A 21,047-nucleotide genomic window follows, 5' to 3' on the forward strand; every position below is an offset into this window, starting at 1 on the left:
ACCTACCTTAATGCCAGTCTTATGCGTATTGCGGGTTAGTTTTTTCAGTGTCGATATCGAATTTAGCAATTGCTTCAACAACTACAGATTTCTCGATGTCACCACGTTTAGCCAGTTCAGTTAGAGCTGCAACTACGATGTAGCCAGCGTTCACTTCGAAGTGACGACGTAGGTTTGCACGGCTGTCAGAACGGCCGAAACCATCTGTACCAAGTACTTTGTAAGACTCAGTTGGCATGTACGCACGTACTTGCTCAGCGTAGTTCTTCATGTAGTCAGTCACTGCGATTGCAGGTTCTTGACCAAGAACAGTCGTGATGTACGGTACTTTCTCTTCCGCTTCTGGGTGAAGCATGTTGTCACGCTCTACCGCTTGGCCGTCACGAGTTAGTTCGTTGAACGACGTTACAGAGAATACGTCAGATGCTACGCCGTACTCTTCGCTTAGAATTTCAGCCGCTTTACGCGCTTCGTTCATGATAGTACCAGAGCTCATTAGTTGAACTTTGCCCTTAGCACCAGCGTGAGATTCAAGCTTGTAGATACCTTTACGGATGCCTTCTTCAGCGCCTTCTGGCATTGCTGGCATTGCGTAGTTCTCGTTCATTACTGTTAGGTAGTAGTAAACGTTCTCTTGCTCAGGACCGTACATGCGACGGATACCGTCTTGCATGATTACCGCTAGCTCATAAGCAAACGTTGGGTCGTAAGAGATACAGTTCGGGATAGTGTTCGCTTGGATGTGCGAGTGACCATCTTCGTGTTGTAGACCTTCACCGTTCAGTGTTGTACGACCTGCAGTAGCACCTAGTAGGAAGCCACGAGCTTGTTGGTCGCCTGCTAACCATGCCATGTCACCAATACGTTGGAAACCGAACATTGAGTAGTAGATGTAGAACGGGATCATCGGTAGATCGTTTGTGCTGTATGAAGTTGCAGCAGCAACCCATGAAGCCATAGAACCTAGTTCGTTGATACCTTCTTGAAGAACTTGACCAGACGTTGCTTCTTTGTAGTAAGAAACGATGCCTTTATCTTCAGGTGTGTATTCTTGACCGTGTGGGTTGTAGATACCAACCTGACGGAATAGACCTTCCATACCGAATGTACGAGCTTCATCACAGATGATAGGAACGATGTTCTTACCAATGTTCTTATCTTTAAGAAGGATGTTTAGCGTACGTACATAAGCCATAGTTGTAGAGATATCACGCTTCTGTTCACCCAGTAGAGGTGCGAATGCGTCTAGCTCAGGAACCTTGAACTCTTGAGTAAACTTAGGAAGACGTGCAGGTGTGTAACCGTGTAGAGCGTTACGACGAGCGTGCATGTATTCGTACTCAGGCGTACCTTCTTCCAGTTTCAGGTAAGGAAGTTCAGCGATCTTCTCATCTGAAAGGATGTCTTCTAGGCCTAGGCGATCACGTAGGTGTTGAACATGAGTCATGTCCATTTTCTTAACACCGTGTGCAATGTTCTTACCTTCAGCTGCATCACCCATGCCGTAACCTTTAACAGTCTTAGCTAGGATTACAGTTGGCTTACCGTTTGTCTCTTTAGCATTGTTGAATGCAGCAAACAGTTTAGAAGAATCGTGACCACCACGCTTAAGAGCGAAGATTTCGTCATCAGTCATGTCTGCAACTAGTGCAGCTGTTTCTGGGTACTTACCAAAGAAGTGCTCACGTACGTATGCGCCATCTTTAGATTTGAATGTTTGGTAGTCACCATCGATAGTTTCGTTCATTAGTTGAAGAAGCTTACCAGTAGTGTCTTTAGCTAGTAGAGAATCCCAGTTGCTACCCCAGATAACTTTAACAACGTTCCAACCTGCGCCTTTGAATAGGCCTTCAAGTTCTTGGATGATGCTACCGTTACCCATTACAGGGCCGTCTAGACGCTGTAGGTTACAGTTGATTAGGAAACATAGATTGTCTAGCTTCTCACGCGCAGCGAAAGAGATAGCACCACGTGATTCTGGCTCATCCATCTCACCGTCACCTAGGAACGCGTATACGCGTTGCGCTGAAGTTTCTTTCAGGCCACGGCCGTCAAGGTACTTAAGGAAGCGCGCTTGGTAGATAGCAGAGATAGGGCCAAGACCCATAGATACTGTCGGGAACTGCCAGAACTCAGGCATCAGTTTCGGGTGCGGGTAAGAAGGGATACCTTTACCATCAACTTCTTGACGGAAGTTATCTAGCTGTTCTTCAGTTAGACGACCTTCAACGAATGCACGAGAGTAGATACCAGGAGAGATGTGACCTTGGTAGTAAACTAGATCGCCACCGTCTGTCTCGTTTGGAGCACGGAAGAAGTGGTTGAAACATACTTCGTAGAACGCTGCTGCTGACTGGTAAGAAGCCATGTGACCACCAAGGTCTAGGTCTTTCTTAGAAGCACGCAATACGATCATGATTGCGTTCCAGCGAATAATCGAACGAATACGACGCTCAAGAGTTACGTCACCAGGGTAAGCTGGCTCTTGTGCTGCTGGAATTGTGTTGATGTAGTTTGTGTTGATGCCTGTAGCCATATCAACACCATCTAAACGCGCTTTATCTAGAACTTGTTCTAGTAAAAACTGTGCACGTTCTACACCTTCTTCACGTACTACTGACTCAAGAGCTTCTAACCAATCTTGAGTTTCCAGAGCATCAACGTCATGCTTCATGTCAGACATGGCGATCTATCCTTTTTGTTAGTTGGATTCTACTAAACACGTAAATAGCCGAAGTATTACGGCTATTTACCCTGTTGAATTCGACGTAAAGAACGTTCGCGGCGCGACTCTTCTTTGGTCAAATCCATCAATGTTTCTTCGATGTAAGCTAAATGAGAGTGTGACATTTCACGTGCCTGTTCTGGCTGTCCTGAAACGATCGCATCCACAATGTTAGCTCGATGTATACTCACTTTCTCCACAACGTCTTTACGACGATGCAACAGCTTTAAATTTTCTAAGACGTTTTGTTCGAGTAACGGAGCCAAGCTACGAACAATGTGCAATAACACCACATTGTGCGCTGCCTCTGTTAAAGCAATAAGAAAAGCCATCACCGCTGCAGATTCGGCTTCAATATCAACCTTATCTTGCGCACCGCGAATTTTTTCTTGGCATGCTTGAATTCGAGCAAAGTCTTCATCAGTTCCACGCAATGCCGCGAAGTAAGCCGAAATCCCTTCCATCGCATGACGCGATTCCAACAAGTCTAGTTGGGTTTCAGAATGGGACGACAACAAATTAAGCAAAGGATCTGAAAAGCTTTTCCAGATATTTTCGCTAACAAACGTACCTCCACCTTGACGGCGAGTAAGCAAGCGTTTTGCTTCTAAACGTTGTATCGCTTCTCGGATTGAAGGACGAGACACATCGAACTGTTTCGCCAGTTCGCGCTCAGGCGGCAGCTGCTGCCCTGGAGCCAGTGTTCCTTCCACTATCAACCTTTCTAACTCTTGTTCGATAACATCGGAGAGTTTTGGCTGACGAATCCTTTGATAAGCCATAGTTTGTTGTTCTTCTTTTTCTTCGCTGACAATTGGTAATACCAATTTTAAGTTGGGCAGAAATTAACATAATTAAAACGCCACTGTCCAGCCTAAAATTGACCTGCATCATAGAATACAGCGTGAATTAACCATGATTTAACAAATGAAAATTAAAACAGCAACCAAATTGGTCTTACCATTTACAGGGGTAATACTTTTGGGGAGTGTTCGTGCTAGAAAGTTTCAGGATAAAAATGAATTGTTTCAGAAAGATTAGCGTCACTTGTTTAAAAACCGAACCAAGCGCACATTTAGGGTGGAAATTCTGTTCATAAATTTTAATAAATGAGTGTTTGATAAGTTCGTCACACTCTCAATTTATTGATGCGCTTCTCTCCACCACTTTCTTTACATCGCAACAACAAAAATTCACAAGTCATTATGCCAGGCGTTGACTATTCAACGCCCACCAGCGGTAAGCCCATCGTCAAAAACTGAGGCTTAAGCTTTGAGATTTTTTTTAAACTTCTGCCAATCAAACACCAAGCCAGGGTCAGTTTTACGCAGAGGCGCAATGTATTGATGGCCAGTGATACGCTCACTGGTGATTTGAGGAAACGTCGATACGAGCGTTTCTGTTAATTGGCTAAGCGCTTGATACTGCTGCTCGGTATAAGCAACAAAGTCACTGCCTTCCAGTTCAATACCAATCGAATAGTCATTGCACCTTTCACGCCCTGCAAAGCTCGATTGACCCGCATGCCAAGCTCGGTCTAAGAAAGAGACGAACTGCACCACTTCCCCATCGCGACGAATCAAGCAATGCGCCGAAACGCCCATTTGGTGAATCACCTTAAAAAACGGATGTTCCTTCGGGTCGAGTTTGCCCGTAAAAAACTGTTCGATGTAAGGCCCACCAAATTGACCCGGAGGTAAACTAATGTTGTGAACCACCAGCAGAGAGATATCGTCGGCACTCGGTCGAGCATCAAAATACGGGGAAGGAACATGCCGAGCGTAGTCGTACCATCCGTTGGAGCTGATCGTCATCTTGGTCTCACTTTCTTTTCTGCTAGCACAATAAGATGTGACCTTGCCCATAGAGCAGTCGCGCTAGCCTCTTTAATTTGAAGTTAAGCAAGAGTATCATTCCATTCCCACTCCCTTTCAAGATTAGATTTGCGATGAAAAACACACATAACAGCCACCAACGCCTTGACTACTTAAAAGAGCAACTGCCTCTAGAGATCACTCGTGCAGTAGCCGAGACTATCAAAGAAGATCTAGGTGGAACGTTAGATCCAGCGGCTGATATTACGGCAAGTCTAATCCCTGCAGACGCAATCAACAGTGCAACCATTATTACCCGTGAGCACGGCGTGTTCTGTGGCAAAGCTTGGGCTGACGAAGTGTTTAAGCAACTGGGCGGTGAAGTGACTATCGAGTGGAATGTAGAAGATGGCGACAAGGTTGAACCAAACCAAACGCTTTGCACGCTAACGGGCCCAGCACGCGCGCTATTAACGGGTGAGCGTAACGCAATGAACTTCATTCAAACGCTATCTGGCTGTGCGACTACTACTGCTATCTACGCAGACAAAATCAAACACACTGAATGCCGCTTGTTAGATACTCGTAAAACGATTCCTGGCCTACGCAGCGCACTGAAATACGCGGTGGCTTGTGGTGGCGGTTTCAACCACCGTATTGGTGTGTTCGATGCTTACCTAATTAAAGAAAACCACATCATCGCTTGTGGTGGCATTGAGAAGGCTATCTCTACTGCAAAAGAGCTGAACCCAGGTAAGCCAGTGGAAGTTGAAACCGAAAGCCTAGAAGAGCTAGAGCAAGCGATCAGTGCTGGCGCAGACATCATTATGCTAGACAACTTCACCACAGACATGATGCGTGAAGCTGTGAAAATCAACGCTGGACGTGCTGCGCTAGAAAACTCTGGCAACGTGACGCTAGATACCATTGCGGAGTTCGCTGAAACAGGCGTTGATTACATCTCGGTAGGCGCGCTAACTAAGCACCTAAAAGCAATGGATTTATCAATGAGATTCAAAGCGTAATTGACTGAATAATAATTAATTTATGTAAAGGCACTGTTGATAACGGTGCCTTTTTTATTGCCTGAATTATCAGTATTTCAAGCAGTTATTTAAGCTGATCGCATAATTTTGCCGGCTATATGAAACACTGCACCAATAAATACCAAACCGCTCGCGACCACACCTGAACACCATTCCACTCCCCCATCTCAACTTCTATTCTTTCCATCAACCAGTGCCTGCACTAAAACAAACTAAAGAATGGAATTAGACAATGAATAACAAGAACAAAAGAACGAACCAGAAAGGCTTTACGCTGATTGAATTGATGATCGTGGTAGCGATTATTGGTGTGTTGTCTGCGATTGCTGTGCCTGCATATCAAAATTACGTAAAGAAATCTGAAGCAACGACTGGTCTTGCCGCAGCAAAATCTTTAGTAACGAATGTAGATATGTTTATACAAGAAAATGGTCGCTTTCCTACAAATGATACAACAGGGTTTACCGCTGTTGGAGCAAGCACTGGTATGAATGCTATTGGTACTTTATCTTTCGAAAGTATCAGCGGAGCTGACGGAACAATTAAGTTTCTATTCGATAGCACAACATCTATAAGTACGGCATACGTTTCATTAGCAAGAACAAATTCTGGTTGGAATTGCACATTCACTAAGTCTGGTAAGCTAACGGATGATGATGTCCCAAAAGCTTGTAAATAATGATGCCTAGTCTCCTTACAGCTCTTCTTCAAACAAACTTAATTAACCCAACTCAAGAGAAAGCTGTAGTAGACCATATTCAAGCTTTCGGTGTTTCAACACCGGAAGCACTGTTCTCCCTAGGGTTACTTTCCGATAGCTGTCTAGCTGAAAACCTAAGCGCAATTTTTAGTTTACCTGTTATTCAGTTATCAAATATTAATTATCAATCTCTATGTGAAGAACTTGGTTTACGTGAACTCATCACTAAGTACAATTCAATCCCAATAAATTGCTCCTCGTCAACACTAACCTTAGCGGTTTCTGACCCTACTAATTTACAGGCTGAAGACGACTTTCGATTCGCGACAGGGTTGCAGATCGAATTGGTCGTCGCCAACTACTCAGAACTAGAAGGCGCAATACGAAAGCTGTATGGCCGTTCAATTTCCGGGCAAGACTCTAAACGCAAAGAGATCACCCAAGATGAACTCGCTAATCTTGTTGAAGTGTCTGACGATGAGATAGCGTCGATAGAAGATCTCAGTCAAGACGATTCCCCTGTCAGCAGATTTATCAATCAGATACTGGTCGATGCGGTTCGTAAAGGCGCATCAGATATCCACTTCGAACCTTATGAAGAGCACTACCGAGTACGACTGCGTTGTGATGGCATCCTTGTTGAAATACAACAACCCGCTTCCCATTTAAGTCGTCGTCTATCTGCTCGTTTAAAGATCCTCGCGAAGCTTGATATCACTGAACGTCGCTTACCTCAAGACGGTCGTATTAAGTTGCGCTTGAACGACGAACTCGCGATTGATATGCGTGTATCAACTTTGCCGACCTTGTGGGGTGAAAAGATCGTACTGCGACTGCTTGATAGCAGCGCGGCCAATCTAGATATCGATAAGTTAGGTTACAGCGAAGATCAAAAAGCACTCTACCTCGATGCCCTGAAACGCCCACAAGGTATGATCTTAATGACAGGACCTACCGGCAGCGGAAAAACCGTCTCCCTTTATACTGGCCTTCGAGTGCTTAACACTACGGAACGCAACATCTCAACAGCTGAAGACCCAGTGGAAATTAACCTGTGTGGTATCAACCAGGTACAAGTAACACCTAAGATCGGCTTTGGGTTTGCTGAAGCACTGCGATCATTCTTACGACAAGATCCCGATGTTGTAATGGTGGGAGAGATCCGCGACTTGGAAACCGCAGAGATCGCGATCAAAGCCTCGCAAACTGGTCATTTAGTGCTTTCGACACTGCACACTAACTCCGCTGCAGAAACCGTAACTCGACTCGCTCATATGGGGATAGAACCCTTTAACCTCGCTTCATCATTGAGTTTGATTATCGCCCAACGACTGGCAAGACGATTGTGCAATCACTGCAAAGAAACTGACGACTCACCAGACATATTTCTGCGTCACTCGATTCCTAACAGTCAAACCATCTACAAAGCGAATCTTCAAGGGTGCAATGAGTGTAACCAAGGTTATTCGGGGCGAGTGGGTATCTATGAAGTGATGCCGTTTAGCGATCAACTGAAAAGCAGCCTGATCGACAAACCGAACGCGTTAGCCATTGAAAACTTGGCACGTCGAGAGGGCATGAGAACTCTGCAAGAGTCGGGGCTAGATAAATTGCTTGAAGGCACCACCAGCTATCAAGAACTGCAACGAGTTCTGTACATATAAACCCATGGAGCACCAATGAGTAGCAAGTCCAAACAATCACAACTAAAAAGCTATCACTGGAAAGGCATTAACAGCTCAGGCAAGAAAGTGTCTGGGCAAACCTTAGCGCTCACCGAATTGGAAGTACGAGAAAAGCTCAAAGAGCAGCATATTCAGATTAAGAAAATCAAAAAGAAAAGTATTTCAGCCGTCACTCGTTTAACTCATAGAGTCAAAGCCAAAGACATCACTATTTTGACTAGGCAGCTTGCTACCATGCTGGCTACTGGCGTGCCGATCGTACAAGCCATCAAGTTAGTGTCGGACAATCACCGAAAAGCTGAAATGAAATCAATTTTATCGCATATCTGCAAAGGTGTAGAAGCCGGAACGCCAATCTCAAAAGCGATGCGAACTGCAAGCCGCCACTTTGATGACCTCTATACTGATTTAGTCGCGACAGGCGAGCTCTCCGGTAACCTCGCCCAAGTATTCGAACGCTTAGCGACCTATAGAGAAAAGAGCGAGCAGTTAAAGTCCAAAGTCATCAAAGCACTGATCTACCCAGCCATGGTGGTCATCGTTGCACTGACCGTTTCTTATTTAATGCTGACCATGGTGATTCCAGAGTTTGAGTCGATGTTTTCCGGCTTTGGCGCCGACCTGCCTTGGTTCACCCAACAAGTACTTTACCTTTCCCATTGGATGCAGGCTTACAGTTTTTATACAGCTGTAGGCATCGGGCTTGTTGTCCTGATTATTTACCAACTGTGTCAGCGTTCCCACTCGATAAGACTGTCTGTTAGTCGGCTAGGATTACGCTTCCCTGTTCTTGGTGGCGTATTAGCCAAAGCCTCCATTGCCAAATTCAGCCGAACCTTATCGACCAGCTTTAGTTCTGGCATTCCGATTTTAATGAGCCTCAAAACCACAGCCAAAACCGCAGGCAACCTGCATTATGAGTCGGCCATCATTGAAGTTCACCGAGAAACGGCTGCAGGCATGCCGATGTATATCGCAATGCGCAATACCAACGCCTTCCCTGAAATGGTATTACAGATGGTTATGATCGGTGAAGAGTCAGGAAACCTTGATGATATGCTCAATAAAGTAGCGTCGATTTACGAGTTTGAAGTAGACAACACAGTCGACAATTTAGGCAAGATTCTAGAGCCACTGATCATCGTATTTTTAGGTACTGTTGTTGGTGGGCTTGTTGTCGCAATGTACTTACCGATCTTTAATCTTATGAGTGTGTTAGGATAGTTAAAAGCAACTAAACACCCACGAGCAGCAATCTCTGCTCACCTTGATTAAGTGGTAAAGGACACTATGGAAGTATTTCACTACTATCCTTGGCTATTCCCTGTATTAGCTTTCATTTTTAGCCTTCTTATCGGCAGCTTCCTCAACGTAGTCATACACCGTTTACCGATTATGATGGAACGCGAATGGCAACAAGAGTGCTCGGAATATTTCTCTCAATATAAAATTCCAGCGCCAGAGGGAAAGTTTAATCTCAGCATTCCTCGTTCAACCTGCCCGAAGTGCAAAACCCAATTAAGAATCGTCGATAATATTCCAGTCTTAAGCTGGTTGTTCTTAAAGGGTAAGTGCCACAGCTGTGCTAATCCAATCAGTGCTCGCTACCCTTTGGTCGAACTGCTTACCGCAATACTTTGCACAATGGTTGCTAGCCACTTTGGTTTCAGTTACTACGCCATTGCTTTGATTTTTTTCACCTTCGCACTGATTACCGCGACCTTTATCGATCTCGATACTATGTTGTTGCCTGATCAAATTACCTTGCCTTTGGTATGGTCCGGTATCGCTTTAGCACTGTTTAATATCAGCTCAGTATCGCTGCAAGATTCTGTGGTTGGCGCAATGACTGGCTACCTAGCTCTGTGGTCGGTGTATTGGTTGTTCAAACTGCTAACAGGTAAAGAAGGGATGGGTTACGGTGACTTCAAACTCCTAGCTGCACTTGGTGCATGGCTTGGTTGGCAGCACCTACCTATGATCATCCTTTTATCTTCGCTCGTAGGCCTTGTGTTTGGTTTGATTCAACTTCGCCTGAAACAGCAAGGCATAGATAAAGCCTTTCCGTTTGGCCCTTACCTTGCAATTGCGGGTTGGGTAAGCTTGATGTGGGGTAATGACATCATGGGTTGGTATTTCACTTCTGTACTAGGAATTTAACCATGGCAATCATTATCGGATTGAGCGGTGGTATCGCCAGTGGCAAAACCACGGTCGCCAACCTATTCAATGAACATTTTAATATTGATATTGTTGATGCTGATATCGTGGCACGTGAAGTGGTTGCACTGGGCAGTGACGGCTTAAAACAAATTACAGAACACTTTGGTAAATCTATCTTGCTTGACGATGGAACACTCAACCGAAGTCGACTGCGTGAGCTGATCTTCTCAGATCCTAAAGAGAAGCAGTGGCTCAATGATCTTCTTCATCCCATGATCCGTGACAAAATTGACAGTGACCTGTCTAAAGTCACATCCCCTTATGCTTTATTAGTCGCACCGCTATTGGTTGAAAACCAAATGCAAGGCATGGCCGATCGCGTTTTAATCGTTGATGTGCCTACAGAAGTGCAAATAGAACGCACAATGAGTCGTGACAATGTTTCGAAGGAACAGGTTGCCGCAATTTTAAAATCACAAGCTTCAAGAGAACAGCGCTTAGCGGTTGCAGATGACGTGATTAAAAACCATACTAAAAACCAAGAACTTTTGCCTCAAATCACAGATTTACATCAAAAGTATCTGGCAATCAGTACAGTAGATGGGTCAGAATAGAACTATGTTGAATGAAGGTTTGCTTGATGATCACCCATAAATTTGAACATCCTCTAAATGAGAAAACAAGAATCTACTTAAGAGTTGAATCGCTCTTGAGGCAGCTACACTTGTCTTCTACATTTTCCGATGCTCAACAGTATCAACTCTTTTTCCGTTCCATCTTTGATCTGATTGAAATCTTCGAACAGATCCAACTCAAGAGCGAACTCGCAAAAGATATTGAGAAGCAACGTGTAACCTACAAAAGCTGGTTGGATGTTGAAGGTGTCGATCAAGAGATGCTGACATCACTACTTAATGACATTGGTAACATCTATCGTGATCTGATGCAGGCAGAACGTTTTGGCCAATCACTTAAAGAAGACCGCTTCCTGAGTGCGATTCGCCAGCGCTTTAATCTTCCAGGTGGCTCATGCTGCTTTGATTTACCGGCACTGCATTATTGGCTGCACCTTCCTCTTGATAAGAGAATGCGAGATGCTAAAGCTTGGATGGACAGCTTACAGCCTCTGTATGAAGCGCTAACACTGTGGTTGAAGCTCACCAGAGAGACGGGTCACTTCAAAGAGCAAATCGCTCGTGCTGGCTTCTTCCAGAGCGATGCCGATGAAGCGAATATCCTTCGTCTTTCTATTCCGATGCAATACGGTGCCTACCCGATGATCTCCGGTCACAAGAACCGCTTTGCTGTTAAGTTCATGAGCTTTGAAACTGGGCAAGCCTGTACTCAAGACATCGAATTTGAATTGGCAATCTGCACCTAATTAATTTCCTTTTATAGTTTGGCTTGAGTCCTCACTCGAGCCTAAACTCACTATTATTACACCTTCAAATTAAGAATCACTATGTCGAAGAAAATCACCATCGTTAAATGCCCTCAATGTAATGCTGACGTTGAATGGGGCGAACAAAGCCCGCACCGCCCGTTTTGCAGCAAGCAATGTCAGATGATTGATTTCGGTGAATGGGCAGACGAAGAGAACAGCATCGCTGGCGCACCAGATATGTCAGATAGCGATGGTTGGTCGGAAGATCCGCACTAAGCGAGTAGCGAGTAGCGAGTAGCGAGTAGCGAGTAGCTTTTGAAGGGTTGGCGTTTAACGTCAATCCTTTTTTATTGCCTATAACACGGCGTTAGTAGAGATTCCCTACTCCTTCCTTCGTCAGTCTAGGGAATGACGGTTAAATATGAGTTTCGGTTTGTTCCGTCATCCTCCAGAGCGAGGAATGAGCTAATTGGGGATCTCTTACCTGCGAAACTCCAAATAACAGACACAAAAAAGCGGAGCCAAATGGCTCCGCTTTTATCGATAGAATGCAAAAAGAATTACTTCTTAGTAAGCTTCTCTTTAATACGAGCTGACTTACCAGAACGCTCACGTAGGTAGTACAACTTGGCACGACGTACTGCACCACGGCGTTTAACTTCGATGCTATCAACCATTGGAGAGTGAGTTTGGAACGCACGCTCTACGCCTTCACCGTTCGAGATCTTACGAACTGTGAATGCAGAGTGTAGACCACGGTTACGAATAGCGATTACAACGCCTTCGAAAGCCTGTAGACGCTCACGGTCACCTTCTTTTACCTTAACCTGAACTACAACAGTGTCACCTGGTGCGAATTTAGGAAGGTCTGATTTTAGTTGCTCTTCTTCAAGAGCCTTGATGATGTTGCTCATTTGTATAAATTCCTAGAATAAACTGATACTAAATTTAATAGGTTACTGCTTGCTTTTCGTTAAGAGCGTTGCTCTTTAATGAATTCAGCCAGTAATTGTTCCTGTTCGTCAGTCAGAGCTAGGTTTTCCAGGAGTTCTGGTCTTCTTAGCCAAGTTCGGCCCAACGATTGTTTTAATCGCCAGCGACGAATGTCCTTATGGTTTCCAGACTTGAGTACCGATGGTACATCTTTATCGTCTAGCACCTCAGGGCGCGTATAATGGGGACAATCTAGCAAACCATTTGCAAAAGAATCTTCTTCTGCTGAAGCGAAATCTCCAAGTACACCCGGAACAAACCGAGATACTGAATCAATCAGCGTCATGGCTGGCAGTTCGCCACCCGTCATCACAAAATCTCCAATCGACCATTCTTCGTCAACTTCAGATTCAATGATGCGCTCATCTACCCCTTCATAGCGACCACAAATAAGAAGTAAATTCTCGTTTGTTGCCAGCTCTTCAACACCTTTCTGGTCGAGTTTACGACCTTGAGGTGAAAGATAGATGACTTTCGTCTTTCCCGGTGCTGCTTGCTTGGCAGTTTTGATAGCGTCGCGCAAAGGCTGAACCATCATTAACATGCCAGGACCACCACCGTAAGGTCTGTCATCAACAGTGCGATGTTTATCATGAGTGAAATCACGAGGATTCCATGTCTCAATAGATAAAAGACCTTTTTTAACCGCTTGACCTGTTACTCCAAAATCAGTAACAGAACGGAACATTTCAGGAAAAAGGCTAATAATGCCAACCCACATGTGTTCTCTCGCTCTGTAATTTGGAGTTAGAATCCAGGATCCCAGTCAACTTCGATCCGGCGAGCTTCGCGATCAACTTTCTTGATCACTTGCTCTTCAAGGTACGGTACTAACCGTTCCTTTTGGCCAAAAGCATCTTTAAGATTTGCTTTGATTACTAGAACATCGTTCGAGCCAGTTTCTAATAGGTCAGTGACCTCACCAAGGTCGTAACCTTTAGTGGTAAAAACTTGCATACCGAACAATTCGCGCCAGTAGAATTCATCTTCTGACAATTCAGGTAACGAAGCAGGGTCAATAGCAATTTCAAAGTTAGTCATCAGTTGCGCGTCTTCACGAACATCTAATCCCGCTAGCTTACATACATAACCTTGGCCATGACGTTTCCAGCTCTCAACTTTGTACTCAACCCACTTACCCTTTAGGTTTAAATACCAAGGGCTGTAATCAAATATGCTTTCAGCATTGTCTGTGTAGGAGAACACTTTAAGCCAGCCACGAATACCATAGGTAGACCCAAGTTTACCCATGACAATTCTATTGTTTTGCTCGCTCATAGTTTCTTTACCCTTCATCGACATAAGCTATTTCTCTTTAAAAAAGAATTAAGCCGCTTTTTGAGCGTCTTTAACTAGCTTAGCTACACGATCAGATAGAGATGCGCCTTGACCAACCCAGTGGTTAACACGATCTAGGTCTAGACGTAGACCTTCTTCTTGACCTTGAGCAGTAGGGTTAAAGAAACCTACTTTCTCGATGAAACGGCCAGTTGCAGCGTTACGGCTATCCGCAACTACGATTTGATAAAATGGGCGCTTCTTTGCACCGTGACGTGCCAAACGAATGGTTACCATGTCGTCCTCTTTGCTTTCTTAATAAAATAATTAACCCCAAGTATAAGTAAATAGCTTGGGGTCTCGTGCCAAATTAAAGCCCCGGAATTTTACTCTTATTCCGGTGCAATGCAAGGGCTTTAGCTATTTTTTCACCAACATAGCTGCCGTACACTTTCTGTGACACGGCTAACACTATGAAAAGTAACGTAGCTAAAGCTTACATTTGTAGATTATCGACCAAACGGGTTAAAGCCACCACCCATTCCGCCCATACCTCCACCGCCGCCCATCATGCCTTGCATGTTGCGCATCATGCCTTTCATGCCACCTTTCTGCATCTTCTTCATCATCTTCTGCATTTGGGTGAACTGCTTAAGCATACGGTTTACATCTTGTACCTGTGTACCAGAACCAGCGGCAATACGCTTTTTGCGTGAGCCTTTGATTAAGTCAGGGCGTTGACGCTCTTTCATGGTCATAGAGTTGATGATCGCTTCCATCTGCTTGAACATCTTGTCATCAACTTTATCTTTAACGTTATCTGGTAGCTGAGACATGCCTGGAAGCTTATCCATCATGCCCATCATGCCGCCCATGTTTTGCATCTGACCTAGTTGTTCACGGAAGTCTTCAAGGTCAAAGCCTTTCTTCTCTTTGAACTTCTTAGCCAGTTTCTCTGCTTTCTCGGTATCAACGTTTTTCTGTAGGTCTTCAATAAGAGACAGTACGTCGCCCATACCTAAGATACGAGAAGCAACACGATCTGGGTGGAACGGTTCTAGTGCGTCAGTCTTTTCACCAACACCCAAGAATTTAATCGGCTTGCCTGTGATATGACGAACAGACAGAGCAGCACCACCACGCGCATCACCATCAACTTTCGTCAAGATAACACCGGTTAGTGGTAACGCATCACCAAAGGCTTTTGCAGTGTTCGCAGCATCTTGACCTGTCATTGCATCAACAACGAACAGTGTCTCTACTGGTTTAATTGCAGTATGAAGCTCTTTGATCTCGCCCATCATCTCTTCATCGATAGCCAAACGACCCGCAGTATCGACAAGTAGCACGTCGTAGAATTTCTTCTTCGCGTGGTCGATTGCAGCGTTTGCAATATCAAGAGGCTTTTGATCAGCTGAAGATGGGAAGAAGTCTACGCCAACATCGCTTGCTAACGTTTCAAGCTGTTTGATCGCCGCTGGACGGTAAACGTCGGCAGACACAACCAAGACTTTCTTCTTGTCACGCTCAGTTAGAAGCTTAGATAGCTTACCTACCGATGTGGTTTTACCCGCACCTTGTAGACCCGCCATTAAGATAACGGCTGGCGGCTGCGCTGCTAGGTTAAGAGCCTCGTTAGACTCACCCATCACCGCTTCAAGTTCAGCTTGAACGATCTTAATGAATTCTTGACCAGGCGTTAGAGATTTAGAAACCTCAACACCCACAGCGCCTTCTTTTACGCGCTTAACAAAATCGCGGACAACGGGCAGTGCAACGTCGGCTTCAAGTAGCGCCATACGTACTTCACGCAGCGTCTCTTTAATATTGTCTTCGGTCAGACGACCTTTACCGCTGATGTTCTTCAGCGTTTTGGATAGACGATCCGTTAAATTATCAAACATAGTTTTCTCTTCGCTCAAAACTGCGACTATTACTGTGAGTATACATTAGCGCGGATTAGAGTCATACCCGTTGTAGAGCGTTAATCATCCGTGCTTGTGATGTGAGACATTATTCACTTGGAATTGAATGAGGTTCGCCATAGCCCCAAAGAGCGATGCGAGGTATAATTCGCCAATTAGTAATCATTAAAATGGATACCATGGACAGTCTTATTGCGATCGCAGCAGCCTTTCTTTATACAATGGCGATTTCCACGATCATTCCAGGTCTCGTGCACCAAACAGGAATCCGTGTAAAAACGGTGTTTATCAGCGCATTACTTGCTCTAGCTTTCCATGCTTGGTTGCTTGGCGATTTGATTTTTAATGCCAGTGGCCAAAACCTCAGTATCTTGAACGTTGCTTCATTAATCAGTTTAATCATATCTGTGGTAATGAGCGGTGCAATGCTCAAAACCCGCTTGTGGTTCATCTTGCCTGTTGTTTATAGTTTCGCAGCGCTTAACCTCATGGCAGCAACGTTTCTTCCAAGTACCTTCATCAAACATCTAGAGAATGACCCGAAACTGCTCGTACACATCTCTTTGGCCTTGTTCTCATACGCGACGCTGACTATCGGTGCGTTATACGCCTTGCAACTCGCGTGGCTTGATCACAAGCTTAAAAAGAAAAAAGCCTTAGTGATTAACCCTAACCTACCTCCTTTAATGATGGTAGAGAGACAGCTTTTCAAGATCATTCTGATTGGTAATGGTTTATTAACGGGTACTTTGCTGACTGGCCTTATCTTCGTACAAGATATGTTTGCTCAAGGAAAGGCGCACAAAGCGGTATTGTCTTTTATCGCTTGGGTTATCTACTCCATCCTTTTATGGGGTCACTACCAAAAAGGTTGGCGTGGACAGAAAGTCACTTGGTTCGCACTTGCCGGCGCCAGCATGCTCACATTGGCCTACTTCGGTAGCCGCTTCGTTCAGGAAATCATCCTGAACTAGTCTGTAAAATAAAGGCAAGGTCTCACACACCTTGCCTTTAAAATATTGAGTCCGTTAGATTCAATTGACATCTCGACCATGTTCGGTCATAAATTAATCAAGATACACAAATAGGAAAAGAATAGTTTTGGACGACATATCAACGGGTATCTTATTTGCGCTACTCGCGTGTCTCATTGTAATTTCTGGTTATTTCTCTGGTTCCGAAACGGGCATGATGTCCTTGAACCGCTACCGTTTAAAGCACTTGGCCAATACGGGTCATAAAGGTGCCAAACGCGTAGAAAAACTTCTGAACCGCCCAGACAGATTGATTGGCCTCATTCTCATCGGCAACAATCTCGTCAACATTCTTGCATCTGCGATCGCTACTATTCTTGGTATGCGCATCTACGGGGATATCGGTGTGGCTATCGCTACTGGTACCCTGACTCTCGTGATCCTAGTATTCGCCGAGGTAACCCCAAAGACCATCGCTTCTCTATTTCCTGAACGTGTCTCTTACGCGAGTAGTATCCTTTTGATGATACTGATGAAGGTGCTATCACCATTGGTGATCTTAGTGAACTTCATTACCAACGGCTTCATTCGTATCTTAGGCGTTAAAGCCAGCCATGATGCAACCGACCACTTGAGCTCCGAAGAGCTTAGAACCGTGGTAAATGAAGCCGGTAGCTTAATCCCTCAACGTCACCAAGATATGTTGGTGTCTATTCTGGATTTAGAGCACGTCACCGTGAACGACATCATGGTGCCGCGTAATGAGATTACTGGTATCGACATCAATGACGACTGGAAATCGATCGTTCGTCAACTTACCCACTCGCCTCATGGTCGCGTAGTGCTGTACCGTGACCAAATAGATGAAGTGGTCGGCATGCTTAGGCTGCGTGAAGCTTACCGTCTGATGCTTGAAAAGAACGAATTCAATAAAGAAACCCTGTTGCGTGCCGCGGATGAGATCTACTTTATTCCTGAAGCGACACCACTCAATATTCAACTGCTTAAGTTTCAACGCAATAAGCAGCGCATCGGTTTGATTGTTGATGAGTATGGCGACATCAATGGTTTGGTTACATTAGAAGATATTCTAGAAGAGATCGTAGGTGAGTTTACCACCTCAATCACCCCAAGCTTATCTGAAGAGATTACTCCGCAAAGCGATGGCAGCTTCTTGATTGAAGGCAGTGCCAATATCCGAGATATCAACAAAGGCTTACAGTGGGCACTGCCTACCGATGGCCCAAGAACGCTGAATGGTTTGATACTGGAACACCTTGAAGATATTCCAGAGAGTCACCTGAGTGTTCAGGTTGCCAGCCACCCAATGGAAATTGTTGAGCTTGAAGAGAACCGCATCAAACTGGTTCGCGTGTTCCCACAGATCGTGAACGGCTAACTGAGTTATCACTGAATCTCTGTCTCGCCCTAAAATACGTTGACGAAAAAGGCCCGGTTCATTGAACCGGGCCTTTTAGTATCTAACTCGCCCTATCTAGGGTAGCTATCAATGACTAGTCGATCTTAAGCTCTTGCAGCATAGACTCTGGCAGTGCCAGTTCATCATTCTTGTTTACAGAGATGCCTGCAGCGATGATCGCATTCGCGATCTCTTTCGCTTCATCCAAAGAGTGCATTGCCGCGGTACCACATTGGTATTCGTTCAGCTCAGGGATCTTATTCTGGTTCTCAACTTTCAGTACGTCTTGCATCGCTGCCAACCAACCGTCAGCCACTTGTTGTTCTGTAGGCGTACCAATCAGGCTCATGTAGAAACCAGTGCGACAGCCCATCGGTGAGATATCGATGATCTCTACATCTGAACCGTTCAATTGATTACGCATGAAACCAGCATATAGGTGCTCTAGAGTATGGATACCTTTCTCAGATAGGATGTCTTTGTTTGGCGCAGTAAAACGCAGGTCAAACACAGTGATGGTATCCCCTTTTGGGGTTTGCATTGTTTTAGCAACACGAACGGCAGGTGCGTTCATGCGTGTGTGATCAACAGTGAAACTATCTAATAAAGGCATTGCTCTTCTCCATGACGGCTGGCTTTAGAAAAACCAGCTTCGATTGTCTTCTAGTTCTTTGCGGCACTGTTTCAGCTGCCATCCATAATCTTTTGCTTGCTGTTCGACTTTGCGCGCCACCTTAATTAGCGATGGCTTGCTGTTGTATGACTTACGCTTATAACCACCACGGCCTTCATGATAAGCCAGATATTGGTTATATGGGTCCCATAGTGAGATGCCCAATTGACGACGCGTCTCGCTGGTATACCAACCGATGAACATCAATGCATCATCAAAGTTGGTTCTTGAACCACCGTTATTGGTCGCCTTTTGGAAGTCTTCCCAAGCAGGATCTTGAGCTTGTGCATAACCGTAGGCACTGCTTACACGCCCCCACGGTATAAAGCCAAGAATGTAATCTTTAGGTGGGCGCGCATCATGACGATAGCTACTCTCTTGTTTCACAAAAGCCATCGCAACGTTAATCGGCGTTCCCCATTCTTCTTGCATATCCAAGGCATCTTCATACCATGAAGGGTGCTCTCGAAAGATGCTACACAAATTATCTTGCTGCTTTGGCGGTGGCGTTGCACATCCAACCAACAGGCTAGAGACAACACCAACAGTCACTACAGGTAACCATTTACTACTCACTCGAGTAGGCTGACCTAATAAGGCTTGCTTCCTTTCCACCAAAGTCTCGCTATGCTTTTAAATACGAAAAATAATCCGCTAAGAAGCTATCAAAATCTTGAGTGCTTGCTTCTTCACTTTGTTGCTGAGCAATCACAGAACGTTGAACTTCTGCTTCCATCAACTCAGCTGAATATACTTTGTATTGGTGCGCTTTGTGTTGCTGAGCGTACGTTTTACCTAACGCGCAACCCACTTTACCTAAGCCGCCCAATTTTTTGGTCTCTTCTAGCAACTGGCCAGAAATAGTTAGCTCAGGGTTATCAATCCAAGCCTCAAGCGTATCGCATGTTTCTTGGTATGCACGACCACCTTGTTCAGCGTCCATCATCTCGGCAATAGAGCGCAGATCTTTGAAGACACGCTTCGCCCAATCTTGCAGAGACAATCGCTCACCATGACAACCGATTTGCAGCTCTAGACCAACCTGACGACCTTGTAGGATCACCTTGTTCCAGTTATCGCGCCAGCATTCAAGCTCGCAGTTATCCATCTCAGCAGAGTCCGTTAGCACACTCCACGTTAGGAATAAGTCTAGGAAGCGAACCTGCTGCTCATTGATACCAATTGAGCTGAATGGGTTTACATCTAAAGAACGAACCTCAATGTACTCAACACCACCGCGTGCCAATGCTTCAGATGGTTTCTCACCACTCTTCGCCACACGCTTAGGGCGGATTGGAGCGTAAAGCTCATTTTCAATTTGCAGTACGTTGCTATTCAACTGACGGTATTCACCATCAACCTTAGTGCCAATCTCGGCAAATTCTTCTGATGGTGTGCGAATCGCTTGATTCAAACCTTCAAGGTATTGGTCTAGGCTGTTGAAACCAATCTTCAACACACTTTGCGCACTGTTCGTGTAGCCAAGGTCGCTCAGGCGCAGTGCCGTTGCTTTTGGCAGATACAGTGTCTCGCCAATCTTTTCAAAAGGCAGGTTTGTCTCTCTTCCTTTGATGAAAGAAGAACATAGCGCAGGTGAAGCACCGAAGAAGTATGGGATTAACCAACCAAAGCGGTAGTAGTTACGAATCAAACCAAAGTAAGCATCTGACTTAGATTCACAACGCGCTTCTTCAGTTTGCTCTCCAAACAGGCTATCCCAAAAGCTTTCTGGGAAAGAGAAGTTGAAGTGAACACCAGAGATAATCTGCATCAGGCTACCGTAACGACGTTTTAGGCCTTCACGATATAGGGTCTTCATCTTACCGTTATTCGAGGTGCCGTATTGCGCTAGCTGAATGTAATCTTCACTACCAACATAACAAGGCATAGAAAGCGGCCATAGTTTTTCGCCGTCTAACTTGGTTTGCGTGAAGTGATGGATATCAGATAACTGATTCAAAAGCGTCGGAACGTCGTTAGAAACAGGCGTGATAAATTCCAGTAGCGACTCAGAGAAATCGGTCGTTACCCATTCGTTCATCAACGCAGATCCCAAAGCCTCAGGGTGCGGCTCAGTAGCAAGGTGCCCATCTTCCGTGTAGCGTAATGTTTCCCTTTCAACACCACGACCAAATTGAGAGAAGGTCTTAGGGTTGGTTGCAACTTGCTTTAGTCGCGCAGCAAAATCAGTCAAAATTCAGTTCACTTATCTTATATTGTTCTGATTAGAACTATCATAAATTAGGTTGGAGGAGAAAAGTAGAGTC

Annotated in this window: 21 protein-coding genes; 10 read left to right on the top strand and 11 right to left on the bottom strand. The window is 45.0% G+C overall.

What is annotated here, in order from left to right:
- Positions 1 to 19: 19 nt before the first annotated feature.
- From aceE to ampD, 3 genes are all read right to left on the bottom strand, one after another.
- Positions 20 to 2,683, bottom strand: coding sequence for a pyruvate dehydrogenase (acetyl-transferring), homodimeric type (gene aceE, locus ACED41_RS01495; RefSeq protein ID WP_136973773.1), 2,664 nt, complete (start codon positions 2,681 to 2,683; stop codon positions 20 to 22).
- A gap of 62 nt (positions 2,684 to 2,745) precedes the next feature.
- Positions 2,746 to 3,507, bottom strand: a complete 762-nt coding sequence (pdhR, locus tag ACED41_RS01500) for a pyruvate dehydrogenase complex transcriptional repressor PdhR (RefSeq protein WP_065584924.1) — start codon at positions 3,505 to 3,507, stop codon at positions 2,746 to 2,748.
- Between the two features lie 483 nt (positions 3,508 to 3,990).
- Positions 3,991 to 4,590, bottom strand: a complete 600-nt coding sequence (ampD, locus tag ACED41_RS01505; protein ID WP_371724367.1) for a 1,6-anhydro-N-acetylmuramyl-L-alanine amidase AmpD — start codon at positions 4,588 to 4,590, stop codon at positions 3,991 to 3,993.
- A gap of 83 nt (positions 4,591 to 4,673) precedes the next feature.
- Between ampD and nadC the strand changes: the two genes are divergently transcribed.
- The 8 genes from nadC to yacG all read left to right on the top strand — a co-directional run bounded on the left by nadC (position 4,674) and on the right by yacG (position 11,793).
- A complete protein-coding gene (gene nadC / locus ACED41_RS01510) occupies positions 4,674 to 5,564 on the top strand; it encodes a carboxylating nicotinate-nucleotide diphosphorylase (RefSeq protein WP_017065901.1) in 891 nt (296 codons plus the stop codon).
- A gap of 253 nt (positions 5,565 to 5,817) precedes the next feature.
- Positions 5,818 to 6,264 (top strand): pilin, encoded by a 447-nt coding sequence (locus ACED41_RS01515; protein ID WP_371724368.1) that lies wholly within the window; start codon positions 5,818 to 5,820, stop codon positions 6,262 to 6,264.
- On the top strand, positions 6,264 to 7,949 hold the full coding sequence (gene pilB, locus ACED41_RS01520; protein WP_371724369.1) for a type IV-A pilus assembly ATPase PilB: 1,686 nt from the start codon (positions 6,264 to 6,266) through the stop codon (positions 7,947 to 7,949). The genes ACED41_RS01515 and pilB overlap by 1 nt, the downstream gene beginning before the upstream one ends.
- A 15-nt stretch (positions 7,950 to 7,964) precedes the next feature.
- Positions 7,965 to 9,194, top strand: coding sequence for a type II secretion system F family protein (locus tag ACED41_RS01525; RefSeq protein ID WP_102428510.1), 1,230 nt, complete (start codon positions 7,965 to 7,967; stop codon positions 9,192 to 9,194).
- Positions 9,195 to 9,260: 66 nt separating this feature from the next.
- Positions 9,261 to 10,130: an A24 family peptidase gene (locus ACED41_RS01530; RefSeq protein ID WP_371724370.1), complete on the top strand. Its 870-nt coding sequence runs from the start codon at positions 9,261 to 9,263 to the stop codon at positions 10,128 to 10,130.
- Positions 10,131 to 10,132: 2 nt separating this feature from the next.
- The gene (gene coaE, locus ACED41_RS01535) at positions 10,133 to 10,747 is read left to right on the top strand and encodes a dephospho-CoA kinase (protein ID WP_371724371.1); all 615 of its coding nucleotides are present in this window, start codon (positions 10,133 to 10,135) and stop codon (positions 10,745 to 10,747) included.
- A gap of 26 nt (positions 10,748 to 10,773) precedes the next feature.
- The gene (gene zapD / locus ACED41_RS01540; protein ID WP_017063237.1) at positions 10,774 to 11,514 is read left to right on the top strand and encodes a cell division protein ZapD; all 741 of its coding nucleotides are present in this window, start codon (positions 10,774 to 10,776) and stop codon (positions 11,512 to 11,514) included.
- Positions 11,515 to 11,595: 81 nt separating this feature from the next.
- On the top strand, positions 11,596 to 11,793 hold the full coding sequence (yacG, locus tag ACED41_RS01545; protein ID WP_004735515.1) for a DNA gyrase inhibitor YacG: 198 nt from the start codon (positions 11,596 to 11,598) through the stop codon (positions 11,791 to 11,793).
- A gap of 284 nt (positions 11,794 to 12,077) precedes the next feature.
- On the opposite strand, the gene rplS is transcribed toward yacG, so the two are convergent.
- The 5 genes from rplS to ffh all read right to left on the bottom strand — a co-directional run bounded on the left by rplS (position 12,078) and on the right by ffh (position 15,692).
- Positions 12,078 to 12,431, bottom strand: coding sequence for a 50S ribosomal protein L19 (gene rplS / locus ACED41_RS01550; RefSeq protein WP_004735514.1), 354 nt, complete (start codon positions 12,429 to 12,431; stop codon positions 12,078 to 12,080).
- A gap of 59 nt (positions 12,432 to 12,490) precedes the next feature.
- Positions 12,491 to 13,231, bottom strand: a complete 741-nt coding sequence (gene trmD, locus ACED41_RS01555; RefSeq protein WP_102319880.1) for a tRNA (guanosine(37)-N1)-methyltransferase TrmD — start codon at positions 13,229 to 13,231, stop codon at positions 12,491 to 12,493.
- A gap of 26 nt (positions 13,232 to 13,257) precedes the next feature.
- A complete protein-coding gene (gene rimM, locus ACED41_RS01560) occupies positions 13,258 to 13,812 on the bottom strand; it encodes a ribosome maturation factor RimM (protein WP_017063236.1) in 555 nt (184 codons plus the stop codon).
- Between the two features lie 24 nt (positions 13,813 to 13,836).
- On the bottom strand, positions 13,837 to 14,085 hold the full coding sequence (gene rpsP, locus ACED41_RS01565; protein WP_004410028.1) for a 30S ribosomal protein S16: 249 nt from the start codon (positions 14,083 to 14,085) through the stop codon (positions 13,837 to 13,839).
- Between the two features lie 212 nt (positions 14,086 to 14,297).
- The gene (gene ffh / locus ACED41_RS01570; protein WP_010435884.1) at positions 14,298 to 15,692 is read right to left on the bottom strand and encodes a signal recognition particle protein; all 1,395 of its coding nucleotides are present in this window, start codon (positions 15,690 to 15,692) and stop codon (positions 14,298 to 14,300) included.
- A gap of 200 nt (positions 15,693 to 15,892) precedes the next feature.
- On the opposite strand from ffh, the gene ACED41_RS01575 reads away from it, so the two are divergent.
- Entirely contained in the window at positions 15,893 to 16,687 is a 795-nt protein-coding gene (locus ACED41_RS01575; RefSeq protein WP_019825854.1) for an inner membrane protein YpjD, read from the top strand.
- A 127-nt stretch (positions 16,688 to 16,814) separates the two neighbouring features.
- Positions 16,815 to 18,086: an HlyC/CorC family transporter gene (locus ACED41_RS01580; protein ID WP_017063233.1), complete on the top strand. Its 1,272-nt coding sequence runs from the start codon at positions 16,815 to 16,817 to the stop codon at positions 18,084 to 18,086.
- Positions 18,087 to 18,201: 115 nt separating this feature from the next.
- Here the strand turns inward: ACED41_RS01580 and luxS are convergent, their stop codons facing one another.
- Genes luxS through gshA form a run of 3 tightly spaced genes read right to left on the bottom strand, consistent with a single transcriptional unit; the run spans position 18,202 to position 20,974 of the window.
- Positions 18,202 to 18,720, bottom strand: a complete 519-nt coding sequence (luxS, locus tag ACED41_RS01585; protein WP_017056597.1) for an S-ribosylhomocysteine lyase — start codon at positions 18,718 to 18,720, stop codon at positions 18,202 to 18,204.
- A gap of 24 nt (positions 18,721 to 18,744) precedes the next feature.
- Positions 18,745 to 19,395, bottom strand: coding sequence for a hypothetical protein (locus tag ACED41_RS01590; RefSeq protein WP_017629422.1), 651 nt, complete (start codon positions 19,393 to 19,395; stop codon positions 18,745 to 18,747).
- Between the two features lie 10 nt (positions 19,396 to 19,405).
- Positions 19,406 to 20,974: a glutamate--cysteine ligase gene (gshA, locus tag ACED41_RS01595; RefSeq protein ID WP_017065776.1), complete on the bottom strand. Its 1,569-nt coding sequence runs from the start codon at positions 20,972 to 20,974 to the stop codon at positions 19,406 to 19,408.
- Between the last annotated feature and the right edge of the window lie 73 nt (positions 20,975 to 21,047).

Origin of the sequence: Vibrio sp. 1F255 (assembly GCF_041439145.1) — a bacterium.
Lineage (GTDB): Bacteria > Pseudomonadota > Gammaproteobacteria > Enterobacterales > Vibrionaceae > Vibrio > Vibrio crassostreae_C.